General features: G+C 57.5%; 15 protein-coding genes and 1 tRNA gene. 6 read left to right on the plus strand and 10 right to left on the minus strand.

Annotated elements, in window-relative coordinates:
• Positions 1-267: 267 nt before the first annotated feature.
• Both msrQ and msrP read right to left on the minus strand, forming a co-directional pair.
• On the minus strand, positions 268-882 hold the full coding sequence (gene msrQ / locus AC2FFH_RS18070; protein WP_496845033.1) for a protein-methionine-sulfoxide reductase heme-binding subunit MsrQ: 615 nt from the start codon (positions 880-882) through the stop codon (positions 268-270).
• A 4-nt stretch (positions 883-886) separates the two neighbouring features.
• Positions 887-1,789: a protein-methionine-sulfoxide reductase catalytic subunit MsrP gene (gene msrP / locus AC2FFH_RS18075; RefSeq protein ID WP_496780696.1), complete on the minus strand. Its 903-nt coding sequence runs from the start codon at positions 1,787-1,789 to the stop codon at positions 887-889.
• 337 nt (positions 1,790-2,126) lie between these two features.
• On the opposite strand from msrP, the gene AC2FFH_RS18080 reads away from it, so the two are divergent.
• Positions 2,127-2,942, plus strand: a complete 816-nt coding sequence (locus AC2FFH_RS18080; RefSeq protein WP_496727428.1) for a cyclase family protein — start codon at positions 2,127-2,129, stop codon at positions 2,940-2,942.
• A 130-nt stretch (positions 2,943-3,072) separates the two neighbouring features.
• Positions 3,073-3,999, plus strand: a complete 927-nt coding sequence (locus AC2FFH_RS18085; protein WP_496780697.1) for a class I SAM-dependent methyltransferase — start codon at positions 3,073-3,075, stop codon at positions 3,997-3,999.
• Between the two features lie 63 nt (positions 4,000-4,062).
• On the opposite strand, the gene clpB is transcribed toward AC2FFH_RS18085, so the two are convergent.
• Positions 4,063-6,681, minus strand: a complete 2,619-nt coding sequence (clpB, locus tag AC2FFH_RS18090; RefSeq protein ID WP_496845037.1) for an ATP-dependent chaperone ClpB — start codon at positions 6,679-6,681, stop codon at positions 4,063-4,065.
• Positions 6,682-6,808: 127 nt separating this feature from the next.
• Positions 6,809-7,129, minus strand: a complete 321-nt coding sequence (locus tag AC2FFH_RS18095; protein ID WP_496845038.1) for a hypothetical protein — start codon at positions 7,127-7,129, stop codon at positions 6,809-6,811.
• A gap of 146 nt (positions 7,130-7,275) precedes the next feature.
• Here AC2FFH_RS18095 and pyrF point away from each other — a divergent pair, with 146 nt between their 5' ends.
• The gene (gene pyrF, locus AC2FFH_RS18100; RefSeq protein ID WP_496845039.1) at positions 7,276-7,995 is read left to right on the plus strand and encodes an orotidine-5'-phosphate decarboxylase; all 720 of its coding nucleotides are present in this window, start codon (positions 7,276-7,278) and stop codon (positions 7,993-7,995) included.
• Between the two features lie 308 nt (positions 7,996-8,303).
• Here pyrF and AC2FFH_RS18105 read toward each other — a convergent pair whose 3' ends face one another.
• Positions 8,304-8,711, minus strand: coding sequence for an NUDIX domain-containing protein (locus AC2FFH_RS18105; protein WP_496845040.1), 408 nt, complete (start codon positions 8,709-8,711; stop codon positions 8,304-8,306).
• Positions 8,712-8,799: 88 nt separating this feature from the next.
• Here AC2FFH_RS18105 and AC2FFH_RS18110 point away from each other — a divergent pair, with 88 nt between their 5' ends.
• Positions 8,800-10,053 carry a DNA polymerase IV gene (locus AC2FFH_RS18110; protein ID WP_496845041.1) on the plus strand — a complete coding sequence of 418 codons (1,254 nt, stop codon included), beginning with the start codon at positions 8,800-8,802 and terminating at the stop codon, positions 10,051-10,053.
• 2 nt (positions 10,054-10,055) lie between these two features.
• Here the strand turns inward: AC2FFH_RS18110 and AC2FFH_RS18115 are convergent, their stop codons facing one another.
• Positions 10,056-10,916 carry an N-formylglutamate amidohydrolase gene (locus AC2FFH_RS18115; RefSeq protein ID WP_496845042.1) on the minus strand — a complete coding sequence of 287 codons (861 nt, stop codon included), beginning with the start codon at positions 10,914-10,916 and terminating at the stop codon, positions 10,056-10,058.
• A 149-nt stretch (positions 10,917-11,065) separates the two neighbouring features.
• Here AC2FFH_RS18115 and AC2FFH_RS18120 point away from each other — a divergent pair.
• Positions 11,066-11,140: transfer RNA gene (locus AC2FFH_RS18120), tRNA-Val, on the plus strand.
• Positions 11,141-11,233: 93 nt separating this feature from the next.
• Positions 11,234-11,359, plus strand: coding sequence for a type B 50S ribosomal protein L36 (ykgO, locus tag AC2FFH_RS18125; protein ID WP_005648635.1), 126 nt, complete (start codon positions 11,234-11,236; stop codon positions 11,357-11,359).
• A 379-nt stretch (positions 11,360-11,738) separates the two neighbouring features.
• On the opposite strand, the gene AC2FFH_RS18130 is transcribed toward ykgO, so the two are convergent.
• From AC2FFH_RS18130 to AC2FFH_RS18145, 4 genes are read right to left on the minus strand one after another with little or no spacing between them, the layout of a single operon-like run.
• Positions 11,739-12,341 (minus strand): amino acid synthesis family protein, encoded by a 603-nt coding sequence (locus AC2FFH_RS18130; RefSeq protein WP_496770597.1) that lies wholly within the window; start codon positions 12,339-12,341, stop codon positions 11,739-11,741.
• A gap of 13 nt (positions 12,342-12,354) precedes the next feature.
• Positions 12,355-14,454: a CoA transferase gene (locus AC2FFH_RS18135; RefSeq protein ID WP_282119694.1), complete on the minus strand. Its 2,100-nt coding sequence runs from the start codon at positions 14,452-14,454 to the stop codon at positions 12,355-12,357.
• Positions 14,451-15,251, minus strand: coding sequence for an alpha/beta fold hydrolase (locus AC2FFH_RS18140; protein WP_496707697.1), 801 nt, complete (start codon positions 15,249-15,251; stop codon positions 14,451-14,453). Before AC2FFH_RS18140 ends, AC2FFH_RS18135 begins: the two co-directional genes overlap by 4 nt.
• Positions 15,244-15,642, minus strand: coding sequence for a RidA family protein (locus AC2FFH_RS18145; protein ID WP_282119696.1), 399 nt, complete (start codon positions 15,640-15,642; stop codon positions 15,244-15,246). The genes AC2FFH_RS18140 and AC2FFH_RS18145 overlap by 8 nt, the downstream gene beginning before the upstream one ends.
• Positions 15,643-15,686: the final 44 nt, after the last annotated feature.

Genomic DNA, 15,686 nt, shown 5'->3' on the forward strand with positions numbered 1-15,686 from the left:
GCGTCCGGCTGTCTCTCCAACCCGTCCGGCCGTCTCTCCGACCCGTCAGCACCGCCTCAGCAGCGCCGGTGAAGGGGGTTCTAAGGTTTACCAAACAAAGCCGCAAGCAGAAAATACGATAAACTTGCAAAAAACCGAAAAATCACATTTTATTGCTCAAAACCAATAAGTTATACGATAATAACCATTCCAACAAAAGCGGTCGTCAGAGCAACCGGCAGCGAATCTGGAGCTTTGGACAGAGTTACCCACAGGCTCGACACCGAGTCAGGCGGAATCGGCCGGGCGAAACCGAGTCAGCAGGCCAGAAACCGGAATGCGCAGCAGAATCAGGCTAACGATCAGAGACAGGTAGACCAGCGGTTCGATCTGAAATCCCTTGGCAAGCATAACATAGTGCAGCCCGCCCAGAATCGCCGCAGGTAAGACAAGCCTATGCAGGCTGCGCCACCGGGGCCCCAATTTGCGTACCGACAGATTGTTTGACGTCACCGCCAACGGGATCATCAGGATAAACGCTGCCATGCCGACTGTAATATAGGGACGCTTCAAGATATCCGCCCAGATCTGACTGGGCAGCTGCACGTCCAACACCAGCCACACCAAAAGATGCAGGCTGACATAGGCAAAGGTCAGCACGCCCAGCGCCCGGCGAAACTTGAGCAGGTTCAGCCCAAAGAATCGCCGCAGCGGCGATATTGCCAACACGACGATCAACAGTTGAAGCGCCAGTTCGCCATACCGGTGTTCCAACGCCTCAATCGGATCCACGCCCAGACCGCCGGTCAGCCCCTGGTAAAACAGCCAAGGGGCCGGAAGCGCCCCCAACAGGTAGACCAGCCACACCGGAATGCGGCGCAATATCTGATTCAGCGTCTGCATGGTCTTAGTAGAATTCCTTCAGATCCATACCGTCGTAAAGTCCGGCGACCTCTTCTTCGTATCCATTGAACATCAGCGTCGGGATACGCTTGGCAAAGAGACCGCCGCCAATCTGACGTTCCGAGGCCTGTGACCAGCGTGGGTGATCCACGTTGGGGTTCACGTTACTGTAGAAACCATACTCGCGCGGAGCGGACATGTTCCAACTGGTGGGCGGTTCAACATCCGAAACGGTGATGCGAACAATAGACTTGATAGACTTGAAACCGTATTTCCACGGCACCACCAGACGCAGAGGCGCGCCATTCTGGTTGGGAATGGGTTTGTCATAGATGCCGGTCGCCATGATGGTCAGTGGGTGCATCGCCTCGTCCAGGCGCAAACCTTCCCGGTAGGGCCATTCGAGGATCGGAAATTGAACGCCCGGCATTTCATCGGGACGGTTTGCTGTTTCAAACGCCACGTACTTGGCGCCTTCCTGCACACCAGCCATATTCAGCAGATCAGCCAGTTCAAACCCGTTCCACGGGACCACCATCGACCAAGCCTCAACACACCGGAATCTGTAGATGCGCTCTTCAACCGTCATCTCGGACATGATGTCTTTGAAATCATAGTCACCCGGTTTGTCGACCAAACCGTCGATTGTGACGCTCCAGGGCTCGGTCACCAGAGTATGCGCGTATTTCGCGGGATCGTCCTTGCGAGTGCCGAACTCATAAAAGTTATTGTACGAGGTGATCTCTTCCCAGGTGTTGGGTTCCAGAACTTCCTGTGCCGCCGCCGGTCTGGCTAGCCCCGCCAATCCCACACCTGCCAGGCCGGCCATCACCTGCCGCCGGTTCAAGAACGCCGCCTGTGGCGTGACGTCGGCATGTGTCAGTGTATTGGTCCAGCGATGCGCCATTTAAGTCTCCTTGGTAAGCTAGCCTGAGATTCTAGTTAATCCGCTGATACCACACCGCCAAGGCAACATGCGTCACGATTGGGAGAAGAGACTGTAACGTTTCACGCCAAATCAAATCCAAATTACCTATGACAATCCCCGGGAACCAATTGCGGCAATACCGTTGATACCTGTCACGCCAAGTTGATCGCATCCCGCCCAATTTAGGCGGTACACCCGGGCCTTCAATCTTTACAACTGCTTCACGCAACTTGCAGTCTTGTTGCCAGGATTGGCCAACAGGCCCTTAGATCCGCTGTCCACCCGATTGTCGGGCAAGACTAAAGGGAGAAGACGAATGTGTGACATCTGCGTGATGAACGCGGTCAAAGACCGTATGCTGTCTAGAAGAGGGTTCTTCAAAGCTGCCGCTGCCTCTGGTGTGGCTGTTGCCGCAACTGGCACCAGTGCATCGTTCGCCCTCGCCGCTGGTGAGGGTAAGGTCGAGGATATGACCCATACGATCAGTGCCGATTTCCCAACCTATTTTGGCGAACCGGGGTACGCGTCCGAACAGGTTTTCAATTTTGGCGAACACGGCTTTAACCTGCAGCGCCTGACAGTCAATGAACACACAGGCACACATATCGACGCGCCGCTGCACTTTTCAGCGGATGGTGCTTCGGTGGACGAAATCCCCGTGTCCGATCTTGTGGCACCGCTTTGCGTTGTCGACATTGCCGCCCGCGCAGCCGAGGATGTCGATACGCTGCTGACACCAGATGACCTGAAGGCATGGATGTCTGCCAACGGAGACATTCCGGATGGCGCTTGCGTGGCCTTGTATTCCGGTTGGGCCGCCAAAGCTGACAGCGACGCGTATCGCGGTTTCGACGGTCAGGCACAACATTACCCGGGTTTCCACCCCGAAGCCGCAATGATGCTGATCGAAGAGACCGGTGCACGCTCGATCGCATCCGACACGCTGTCCCTGGACCACGGCATATCGACCGACTTCGCCACCCATTATGCTTGGCTGCCCACGGGCCGTTTCGGGATTGAGAATATCGCGGGACTGGATCGCGTACCGGCGGCTGGCGCAACGCTGGTGATCGGTGCGCCAAAACATGCCGGTGGCACCGGCGGGCCTGCGCGCATTTTTGCAATGGTTTGAACGAAGTGGCCCGCCTGCTGGCGGGCCTTATCTCCAAAAGACTGGCGACTTTGACCGGATAATCTGAACTCTGCCAATTGGTAGGGTATTCAGGCTACGTTGTCATACAGACAATTGAAGCGAGCTTTTCATGTTTTATGTTCCGCAAAGTGCCATTCCCGGCCTAAGCCGCACCGCTCTTGGGGTTTGCGCCTTTTGCGCCTTGGTAAACCGCAACCCAACATATCGGCGTGTATTCTATGACCCATTTGCCGAGCAGCTGTTTCGCAACGGTTCTACCGAGGGGCCCGAGGTCCTGGATCAAGCTACCGACTGGGATGCCGTGCTCAAGTTCGCCGATGACCGTTCAGTGGCGCGCCGTCTCGTCGCGTCGGTCCTGTGGCGCAAGACATTCATGCAAAGCCGCGCGCTTACTGCAATCAAGAATGGTGCACGTCAGATCGTAGTACTTGGCGCAGGTCTTGATACGCTGGGTCTGAGGCTGTCCAACAGTCACAGCCACATTCCGGTTTTCGAGGTCGACCGCCCCGAGACCATCGAAGCCAAGCGGTCTTTGATCAGTTCAAATTTTGGCGTTCCACCAAACGTTCGATATACGGCGGTTGATTTCTCTCGTGAGACAACGCTCGATAAGTTGCAGTCGCTCGGTTACGACCATGAACTGGGCACGGTCTTTATTGCTGAGGTTTCGCTGGAATATGTAGCACCGCCCGAAGTTGCAGATGTCTACACAATGATCCGGTCGAATGGTTCAAATGAAACGCGTTTTCTGACGACATACGCGTCAACCGCCGCAGCGTCGCAAGCGCAAAAGGAAGTCGACAGTATCGGAAATGCGGTGGCCGGAGTCGGCGAACCCTTTCGTTTCAACATCTCTCCCACTGAGGTCAGCGCCTACGCGTCTGAACAAGGGTTTTCTGTGCTTGAGCACATATTTGGGCGCAGAGGGACCGAAAAATACTTGAGCGAATTGGGCCTGGGTCCAGAGACGATGGATTTCCCTATGGATTCTTTGGACGCCTCGTCTTTCTCACTTGTTCAACTGCGACCCACTTGAACAAGTTGCTTTTGAAGTGACTTAAAAAAGAAGGCCCGCCGGTGTGGCGGGCCTTTGTTTGGTTTAATGCACCACGGCATCATCCGGACGGGGCCGCTCTGACGTACCCAGCCGGTCGCCGATAATCAGACCGTCTGAGCCTGCGGTCACAGGGACGGTCTCACCATCCTTGATCTCACCGGCAAGCAGAGCCTCGGCCAGCGGGTTTTGCAAGGCACGCTGGATAACGCGTTTCAGCGGGCGTGCACCGAAGACCGGGTCATAGCCCTCGTCGGCAAGCCATTCCTTGGCGCCGCCATCCAAGACCAGCTCGATCTTGCGGGCGGCCAGACGTGTCTGCAGACGAGCCATCTGGATATCGACAATACCATCCATATCGGCCCGCTTTAGGCGATCAAAGATGATCGTTTCGTCCAGACGGTTCAGGAACTCAGGCCGGAAATGCGCCCGGACCGCGTCCATCACGTCACGCTTGGCCTGCGCACTGTCGGCACCTTCTGGCAACTGGCTGAGCGCCTGAGACCCAAGGTTCGACGTCAGGATGATCAGCGTCTGCTTGAAGTCCACGGTGCGGCCCTGACCGTCGGTCAGAACGCCGTCATCGAGAACCTGCAGCAGAACGTTGAACACATCCGGGTGCGCCTTTTCGACCTCGTCAAACAGCACAACCTGATAGGGCCGGCGTCGTACGGCTTCGGTCAGCACACCACCTTCGTCATAACCGACATAGCCCGGAGGGGCACCGATCAGACGGGCAACCGCGTGTTTCTCCATGAACTCGGACATATCGATACGCACCATCGCGTTGTCGTCGTCGAACAGGAAGTTCGCCACGGCTTTGGTCAGCTCGGTCTTACCTACACCCGTGGGCCCGAGGAACAGGAACGAGCCCAGCGGGCGGCCTTCGTCGTTCAGGCCCGCACGCGCACGACGTACAGCATTGGCCACAGCAGTGACCGCCGCATCCTGACCGATCACGCGGGAATGCAGATCGTCTTCCATCCGCAGCAGTTTCTCGCGCTCACCTTCCAGCATCTTCGAGGTCGGGATACCAGTCCAGCGTTCAACCACCGAAGCGATCTGTTCCGGACGCACCGTTTCCTCGGCCATCATCTGGCTGCTTTCGGCATTTTCGGCCTCGGTCAGCTTTTTCTCAAGCTCTGGGATGACGCCGTAAGACAGCTCACCCGCTTTGGCGAGGTTGCCTTCACGCTTGGCAATCTCGAGATCAGCGCGCGCCTTGTCGAGCTGCTCTTTCAGATCGCGCGCGCCAGCAAGTTTGTCGCGTTCAGCCTGCCACTGGGCGGTCATCTCGGCAGATTTCTCCTGCAGATCGGCCAGATCCTTTTGCAAGGTTTCCAGACGGTCCTTGGAGGCCGCATCATCTTCGAGCTTCAGCGCCTGTTCCTCGATCTGCATCTGCAAAATCTGACGATCCAGTTGATCGAGTTCCTCTGGCTTGCTGTCCACTTCCATCCGCAAGCGAGCCGACGCTTCATCGACTAAGTCGATGGCCTTGTCGGGCAGGAAGCGATCAGTGATGTAGCGATGCGACAGGGTCGCTGCCGACACCAAAGCCGAGTCTGAGATACGCACACCGTGGTGTAGCTCGTACTTTTCCTTGATGCCGCGCAGGATGCTGATTGTGTCCTCGACAGTCGGCTCCTGTACCACAACCGGCTGGAACCGGCGCGCAAGGGCCGCGTCTTTTTCCACGTATTTGCGATACTCATCCAGCGTGGTCGCGCCGATACAATGCAGCTCACCCCGGGCAAGCGCGGGCTTGATCAGGTTCGCGGCGTCCATCGCGCCATCAGATTTCCCGGCACCGACCAGCGTGTGCATCTCGTCGATGAACAGGATGATTTCACCGGCGGCCTCGGTGACCTCGGTCAGAACGGCCTTGAGGCGTTCTTCGAACTCACCACGGTACTTCGCACCGGCGATCAGCGCACCCATGTCGAGCGCGAGCAGCTTCTTGTCTTTCAGCGATTCCGGCACGTCACCGTTGACGATGCGCAGGGCCATACCCTCGGCAATCGCGGTTTTACCCACACCAGGCTCCCCGATCAGAACCGGGTTATTCTTGGTCCGGCGCGACAGAACCTGCATCGAGCGACGGATTTCCTCATCCCGCCCAATGATTGGGTCGATCTTGCCCTCAGCCGCAGCCTCGGTCAGGTCGCGCGCGTATTTCTTGAGCGCATCATAGCCCTCTTCCGCCGACGCGGTGTCAGCGGTGCGGCCTTTACGGATGTCGTTTATCGCTTCGTTCAGCTTTTGCGCAGATACGGCACCGGCTTCCAAAGCCTCTTTGGCTTTGGACTTCACCATGCACAGCGCCATCAGAACGCGTTCGACCGGCACAAAACTGTCGCCTGCCTTAGTCGCAATTTTCTCGGCTTCTGCAAAAACCTTGGCGGTCTGGCCATCCATGTAAATCTGGCTCGCATCACCGCTGACCTTCGGAATTTTTGACAGCGCGGCGTCCAGTGCTTCGACCACGCGAACCGGCGCGCCGCCGGCGCGTGTGATCAGGTTGCTTGCAAGCCCCTGATCGTCATCCATCAATGCTTTCAAAAGATGCTCGGGCATCAATCTCTGGTGCCCCTCGCGCAGCGCAATGGTCTGCGCCGCCTGCACGAATCCCCGTGCCCGCTCGGTGAACTTGTTCAAGTCCATATTATTCTCCTTTTCCTAAGCGCCCTGAATGTGATGCGCCCGCTTGGCGGCACGCGTCGGTCTGGGCCTCACATTCAATCTGGGAAATATCTTTGCCCGTTCAAGAGGCTGGAGCGCAGATTCAGACTTATCGTCGAGGTATGGAGTAGACGGTGTAGCCTCCGGTTTGCGCAACCTCACGCGCGTCGTACATGTCCACCAACGATTGTGCGGCGTCGCTGCCTGTTGGGCAGGAAACAAGGTCTGCTGCATCATCCAGAAAATTGACTGTATACGACGTCTCGCCGGTCAATTGGCAATCATCGTCGGTCGAGCGATATCCCCCCACCAGGCGCAAATTGTCATTTGCCGGGGATTTGATGACCGTATCCGCGGCCTCATTTTCCAATGGCATATCCTGACATCCCATCAGAGCCAGAAGTATCCCAACACTAAATACCTGTTTCATAGTCCCCCCATCGAAAAATTCTTATGAATGACCGGCACCATATCACAGTCCGGCCAAAGCTGCGTGATCTGGATCACGCGCGCTACATGGACACGGCGGCCCGAAACCGCTAGGACGCAGACGTTTGCCAAAAAGGAGCCCGCACCATGTCCGATGATCGCCTGATCGTAGCCCTAGATGTTCCCAACGCCCTACAGGGGTTGGCCATGGCCGAACAGCTGGGCGACAGCGTTTCCTTTTACAAGATCGGGCTGGGGATGCTGACCGGTGGCGGGTTGGCATTAGCCAATGAACTGAAACAGGAACACGGCAAGCGCATCTTTCTGGACATGAAGCTGTTCGATATCGGTAACACCGTCGAAAACGCCGTTCGCGGGCTGGCGCAATTCGATCTGGATTTCCTGACGGTGCATGGTGATCCGCATGTGGTTCGGGCCGCGAAAGAAGGGGCCGCTGGCAAAGACCTCAAGATTTTGGCCGTTACCATCCTGACCTCGCTGAACCGCGACGACTTGGATGCCGGCCTTCTGAAAGAGGGCGAAGTGCAGGATCTGGTTGTCGAACGTGCTGCGCGCGCGCTTGAAGCTGGTGCCGACGGCGTTATCGCGAGCCCGCAAGAGGCCGCGCTGATCCGTGCCCTGCCCCAGGCCGAAGGTCGTCTGATCGTGACCCCTGGCGTCCGCCCCGCAGGTGCCGCGCTTGGTGATCAGAAACGCGTTGCAACACCCGCAAATGCCGTCGCAGATGGCGTAGACCACATCGTCGTGGGCCGACCTGTCTATCAGGCCGACGACCCTAAAGCTGCTGCCGAGGCAATCCTTGCCGAATTGTCCTCACCGCAGGCAAAAGCCCCGAACAGGGCTTAATTCTCGACGCATTGCAGGCTAAAACTTTTTAGGGCTTGATGCCGGGTGGCCGCGTCCGCGCAGGCAGTTACTGTTGGTTTCTGCGGCTCAAGCAGTTGACCCAGCGTCACTTTTTGCCAATTCCGCGCCAAATCGTCCCTGTGCCCCAAAACACACATGAAATATGCGAGTTTTCGTTGTGTGACCTGGGTCCTATCTAAATCCCGGAATTTGAGCGATTCTGGGTACGTGATACTCCCCGCGGACCATCTCTTCCTGAGGTCCGTCACCTCCCCCCGCCAATCGCGGGGGGTCTTCTTCTGAAAACCTTACATGTCAAAAGACGGCCTACCTTGGGCCAAGTAGTCACGTAGGCGGATCGCGAAATTCGGCACCGCCAATGCATTCTCAAGGTAAATGTCCGGCGACATCAAACACCATCCTTGCCCCTCATCGCCAAACCTGATCAGGTTGACGTCGCTGTGTGGCCGGTGTGCTGCGAAGAACCAGTTTTGCCCATACATGCGCGACCAGACGAAATCAGCCTTGGCAAGGTGCAGCCCGACTTCTTCCAGTGTTTCGCGCCTGACGCATTGCAGCGGCGTCTCTGACCCTTCGCGCCCACCGCCGGGAAAGTCGAAATGGCCCGGGAATGGAATGTCCTTCTTGTCGTCCCTTTGAATGACCAAAAGGTCCGGTCCAAGAAACAGTGCGACCTTCGCCCCCGTGAACTGCATGAGCGCTTTCTCTTTGTTGCCCAACCGGATAAATTTTAGCCAGTAACGCCTGATATGACAAAGCGCATAAAACTGAGATGTAAATGTAATGCCCGCTTTATGCCGCGACTGCTTTTCGATTCTGGAACAGGAAGCGCGCTGCCCTTCCTGCGGCAGCCCGCGGATCAAGACGCACCCCGAGCTGTTCGACCTGTCCATCGCGCATATGGATTGCGACGCATTCTATGCCTCGGTTGAAAAGCGGGACAATCCCGATCTGGCCGACAAACCGGTGATCATCGGAGGCGGCAAACGCGGTGTCGTGTCAACCGCGTGTTATGTGGCGCGTATTCGGGGCGTCCGCTCTGCGATGCCGATGTTCAAAGCCCTGCAACTGTGCCCGGACGCCGTTGTCATCAAGCCTCGCATGTCGGTCTACGCCGAGGTGTCACGCCAGATCAGAGCCATGATGGACGAATTGACCCCCGTGATCGAACCGCTGTCACTGGACGAAGCATTCATGGATCTGTCCGGTACGCAGCGACTGCATGGCGCGCCACCTGCGGCCATGCTGGCAAGGCTGGTTAAGCGGATGAAAGACGAACTAGGTGTAACAGGCTCGATCGGTCTGTCGCACAACAAGTTTCTAGCCAAAGTCGCCTCAGATCTGGACAAGCCGCGTGGGTTTTCAGTTATTGGAGAAGCTGAGACCGCCGAGTTTCTGTATGACAAACCGGTGCGCCTGATCTGGGGTATCGGCCCGGCGGCACAGGAATCGCTGGATCGTGCCGGCATCCGCGCCTTCTCGGATTTATTACGCTGGGATCAGGAGGCACTGACAGCCCGCTTCGGATCTATGGGGTATCGGCTATGGCATCTGGCGCGCGGTCAGGACAAACGGCGCGTGTCTTCGCACGAGCCAATGAAGTCGATCAGCAACGAAACCACGTTTTTCGAGGATACAGCCAGCCTGGACATCCTTGATGGGCATCTGTGGCGCATGTCCGAAAAAGTTGCGGATCGCGCCAAAGCCAAAGGGCTGGCCGGACGGGTCGTAACCCTGAAACTTAAACAAGCAAACCACAAGGTCATCACCCGACGTGTCTCGTTGCGGGACGCCACGCAGATCGCAGACCGCATCTACCGCACCGCACGTGGGCTATTCGATCAGGTCGGCGACAAAGGGCCATATCGTCTGTTGGGTTGCGGAATATCCGATCTGTGCCCCGAAGATCAGGCGGACTTCTCGGGGGACCTTTTGGATCCCGACGCATCAAGGCGGTCTCAGGCGGAACGCGCAACGGATGAAATCCGGCGCAGATTCGGAACGGATGCGATTGTCAAAGGCCGGGCTTTGCGCTGAGGTTACTCGGCGGCCAGACGCAACGGATCGCGGCCAATACCCGAGATTTCCCGTATGACCTGCCGCAACATGTCCTGAAACGCTGCGAAATTGCCGTTCGGCGCGATTTTGACCTCATCCATATACAGAGATCGGTCGATCTCAACCTGGATAGCGTGCTGATTGCGCCCGGGCCGCCCGTAGGTCTGTGTCACGTAGGCGCCCGCGAAGGGCGCGTTGCGCGCCACGATCAGACCCGCCGAGGCAAACGCGGATTCGATCCGGTCCACAATCTCGGTCGAAGCCGAAGCGCCAAATCTGTCACCCAACACGATCTGCGGGCGCTGGGACGTGGTCGTACTGGCCATCGAAACCGCTTCATGCGGCATCGAATGGCAATCAATCAAAATGGCCTGACCAAAAGCGGCGTGCGATTCGGCCAGCAGCGACTTGAGACGCGCATGATAAGGACGCCAGCAGGTGTCGATGCGCAAACGCGCCTCATCCATCGTTAGCTTCCCGCGATAGATTGCGCGCCCATTGGCGACGACCCTGGGAATCACGCCCAGCCCCGAAGCGACACGCGGGTTATGGCCGTGGCGGCGCGCGCCCTGGATCAAAGCCGGGTCCAGCTCCTCAGCACTGCGGTTAAGATCCAGATAGGCTCTTGATTTTGTTGCGGATATCAGGGGCGCACCATGATCAGTCGCTGCGGAAAACAACTGATCCACGAATGCATCTTCCGAAGATCGAATCACATTCTGGCTCAGAACCGTCCGGTTCAGCATCGCTTCGGGGTAGTTCCGGCCACTGTGAGGAGAAGAAAATACAACGCAAGACGTGCGCTTGACGGGCATATCCAATACGTAAGCAGCGTTCTTCATGGTGACTCCTTGTTCGCATTGAACATAGACCGGAAAATAGTTCTACCAAACCCCTTGAACCCCTTTGCGACTCCTTTTATAGACCCCGCTACCGGCGCGGGGTTCCGCGCCCCATTTCGTTATGGGGCAGGGCACCGCAAAGGTTAAGTGGGCGGTTAGCTCAGCGGTAGAGCACTTCGTTGACATCGAAGGGGTCACAAGTTCGATCCTTGTACCGCCCACCATCTATTCACTGTTTCGGGTCTGACCCGGGACACCCGCAAACCCAGGCGCTGGCCACGTCCTTGATGAAGGCGCCGCAGATTGGAGACAGACCCATGAAGGTCAAGAACTCGCTCCGCTCGCTCAAGAACCGGCACCGTGATTGCCGTGTTGTGCGTCGCAAAGGCCGCGTCTACGTGATCAACAAGACGCAGCGCAAGTTTAAAGCTCGCCAGGGCTAAGAACTGCACTCTACCGAATTTTAAAGCCGCGCTTTCGAGCGCGGCTTTTTTTGTTTGCGGTGTTAATGTCTGCTATGCGGACGAAGCTGCCGGATGCTGTCGCCGCGAGCATCGAGCGTCTGAGTTGCGGACAGACCTGCCGTTAAGTTTTTCGCTCTCAATGACCGCTTCATGTGCTTTGCACCCGCAGCGAAAAGCACGTCGGGCTAAAGTGGCCTTTCGCTGCGAGGGCGATGGGCAACTATCGAGCCACCGAAGCCGACGTTCGCCTTTTTATTCATAGCTTGGGAAATTCCCACTAGGGTAGTCCAAACCCACCTCTATAGTTTGGGCGAGGTCATTGCACGCCTTGGTTTGATCGCGTGCAGATCGCGTCTGCTCAAACACCGGCAGGGTTCTCTACGTCGCGCCCCAAGGCTGCAAGATCAGAATATCGATCTCCGATACGATGATGTGGACGTCCTCGGGTCGCGGCCCCCAATGCGACGACAAGTTCATTCACATCAGGTGCGTCATAGATGGAAAACTGAACGGTCAGATAATGCGAGCGCCGACCCGTATCATGTTTGTCCATCAACGGGATCTGGATCTGGGTGTTTGCCGGTCCGCGCGTGTTAGTGAAACCAAGATAGCTTTTGGCATCAACGGCCTCGCGGTAGAAATTGCCAAACTGCAAAGTGTGGATCAGCGCCGAAGCGTGCTCCACTTCGCAGCTGGTTCCGGCGATGCAGGCTTTTCCGTAGGCCTCTATTGCGTCGCCCGAACCTGCCAATGTAATCAGGCGATCGGTCAGTATTTTGCCCAGAACGGGAGCCATGCGCTGGATCTCTGGCTGCAGGTCTTCGACGAACCCACGCCCCGCCCAGGGGTTTTCCACTACGGCTGCCACTCCGATCATGCGCAAGACAGGGTCAGAGGCACGTCCGCCTTCGGTATGGATGTCTTCGTCAAATGTAATGACTTTGCGCAGTTCGGGTATCATGGGAATTCTCCTGTCAGATGTGATATTTGTGATTTCCGGACAGTCTGTGCACAACGCCTTCGACTTCGGTTCCCTGATATATGCCGAAGGTGCCATGCCGGTGCTCTTGCGCGTATCTGCGCAAGAGAGAACGCTCGGCATCGTCGGACACCCGCGACAGTGGCAAGATATCAAGGGAGAAAAACGTCAACCCGGTATCGGCATCGCCCTGCACGCGCGCGTGATAGACGATGCGTTGCGCACCCGTTTCCGTGACCTGATAGACAGCATAAAGTTGCGTCAATTCTGCCTTCATCAATTCATCGCCCAGAGCCTTGAGTAAGGCCTGTGTCGAGGACGCGGATGGCAGCGTCACACTTCCGTCAGCCTCTTCTTTCAGCAGCAACCCGCCTTCGTGTGCCAAAACAGCCGCGATTGTCACATCACCTTTGGTTGCTGCTTCGGTCACCGCACGGTCCAACCCAAGATCAAAGTATGCGCCCTTGTAGTACCCCAGAGGATCCCCATCGGATGTCTCGAAGTCGAGCACACAACCAATAAGGATCAGATGATCCCCTGCATCCACCAGCCTATGTTGCGCGCAGCCAAAGCTGGCAAGGGCACCATCGATAACGGGCATGTCTTGCGCATTGGGATGCCATTTGACGCTGTTGAACTTCTCTGGCGACTGCGAGGCAAAGAGGCCCGAAACCTCCTTTTGATCATCTGCCAGAATGTTGACCGTGAAATGATCACAGGTTGCGAATGTGTCGCAGGAAAGTGCAGCCTTGCCGATGCAGACCAGCAAGAGTGGTGGGTCGAGCGAGACAGAAGAGAAGGAATTTGCCGTAAAGCCACGCGGCGTGCCGTCAGACTGGCGGGTCGTGACAACCGTGACCCCCGTGGCGAAACGCCCAAAGGCGTCGCGCAGGGTGCGCTTGGTTTCCGGTGCCATGGGTGATGAGGTTGGCGTCAGGGTCTCAAGCACGTCATTGTCCGCCCCCAGAGCGGGTGGCGGGTTCAATGTCCCATGCCCGTGCGCGCCAAAGCGCAGCGGGTTGGCGGCAACCGTCCAGGGCCTCGTTTCAGCATCCGGGCCGTGCACCTGTGTGAGCATTTTACGAGCCTCGATATGGGGGTCGCGGGCAATGTCCTGAATGGTGTTTAATGGGCCAAAGGGAACCTCACCGCCCAGTGTTTTGGTCAGCTCAGCTTTGCTCAGCTTTGAGAACCAGCCTGAGACCAGGCGGTCAACCTCACCCGCGTGGGCAGCCCGTGCGCTGCGCGAGGCAAACCGGGGATCAGTACCAAGGGCAGGCTTCCCCATCAGCTCAGTCAAACGGCGCCAAAACGCATCGTCGACGATGCCAAGCGCCACGTGCCCGTCCGCTGCCGGGTACAATCCGAACGGGCTGAGAAAGGGGTGCCCGTTGCCTTCGGGCCCCGGCACCTTGTCGGTGTAATCATGAAGGTAGACCATGCGCTCGCACAAAGAGATCATGGCGTCGTACATGGCCACGTCGACGAACTGTCCTTTGCCGGTTGCTTCCGCTTCGCGCAAGGCGGCCATGATGCCAAAAGCCATCATCATGCCGGTGAAGATGTCGCCGACGCCGGGGCCGGTCTTGGTGGGGCTGTCGGCGTTCGGCCCGGTGATGGACATCAATCCGCCCATAGCTTGCGCTACCACGTCATAGGACGGCCAGTGCGCATATGGGCTTGTCCCTGTGCGCGGATCGCCAAATCCTCTGATTGCCGCATAGACGATTCTTGGGTTCAGCTCGGCGAGTGTTTCATAAGAAAGGCCCAGGCGATCCATCACGCCGGGCCGAAAGTTTTCGACAATGACATCCGCAGTGGCGGCAAGCGCGCGAAACTGGTTCTTTCCCCCATCTGATTTCAGGTCCAGTTGGATGCTCTTCTTGCCGCGGTTCAAACTGACGAAGTAACCGGCCCAGTTGTGATCGGGATCATCGTCGCGGAATGGGCCATTGCCACGGCTCGTATCGCCCGTACCCGCTTCGATCTTGATCACCTCTGCACCGTGATCCGCAAGGTGCATGGTGCAGTAAGGGCCGGATAACATGCGGCTCAGATCCAGCACGCGCAGACCTTTCAGGATTTGTGTGCTCATATGGCCATTTCCAGACCATCAAGAAAGCCGCGCAGGGGGGCGTTCACGGCGTCGGGGTTTTCGGCCAGCGCCATGTGACGGAGACCCGAAAGGATAACAGCCTTTGATTGCTCAATCTCTGCGGCTATGGCGCGGGTCATTTCGGGGCCGTTGCCATAGTCTTCGTCGCCGGTGATCACCAGTACAGGACAGCTGATGGGCGGCGTTGGGGCCACGATTTCGTCGATGCCATCCGCCAATACACGATAGATCGTGTGATAAATGCTAATGTCGTTTGCCTTTACCCAGCCGCGCACGGTGTCCATCATTGCCGGGTTGGCCTGTCGGAAATTTGCCGTAAACCAGCGTTCCAACGCGGCCTCCACAGTGGCTTGTGGTCCGTCTCGGCGGGCTTGATCGACACGTTTTAGAATAGCAGCCTGAGCCGCATCGGTGCGTTTGTGGGGTGAGTGCAGGATTGCCAGTGCGTCCGCCCTGGCCGGACGGTCCTGCGCAAACCGACGCGCGATCATGCCGCCAAGGGAAAACCCCACCAAGGTCGCTGAGCGGACATCACAGTGATCCAGTAGGGCCGCCAGTTGATCCGAAAACAGCGATAGACTCGGCCTCGCGGGCGGCGGTGTACTTTGTCCATGTCCGAAAAGGTCATAGTGCAGCACGCGGTATTGATCACTCAGCGCGGGGGTCGTCCACTGCCAACAGTCATGGTTCAGACCCAGGCCGTGGATCATCACCACGACCGGCCCAACCCCAGGCCCAGCCCAGCTGTAGGCAGTACCATCAGGCGCCTTAAGCATCGTCTAACGGGCGGTAGGCGACCACCTCGACCTCTACCCGGACATCGACCAGCAGATCGCTGACCACCGCCGACCGAGTGGGCGGTTCTATTGGAAAGTACTCCCCGTAGACCGCATTGAAACCGGGAAAGTCGCTGCGATCCCGCAACCAAACCATCGCTTTGATCACATCATCGCGGGTGCAGTCCGCCAGCGCCAGCGTGGCGGTGATGTCATCCAGCACGGCGCGGGTTTGCTCCTTTACCGTGCCGGTGGTCATAGGCGCGCCATCTTTCATGGGGATTTGCCCGGTCAGATACACAAAATCACCCGCCCGTATGGCACGCGACAGGGACAAGACCCGCCCGCCAATTTCAAGCGGGCCGCCAATCACTTGCTTTTTCTTCGCCATAAATACGGCCTCCCTTGCGGCAAGCCTGCCTTGATCCATCAAAA

Source organism: Ruegeria sp. YTSC003 (assembly GCF_059609785.1).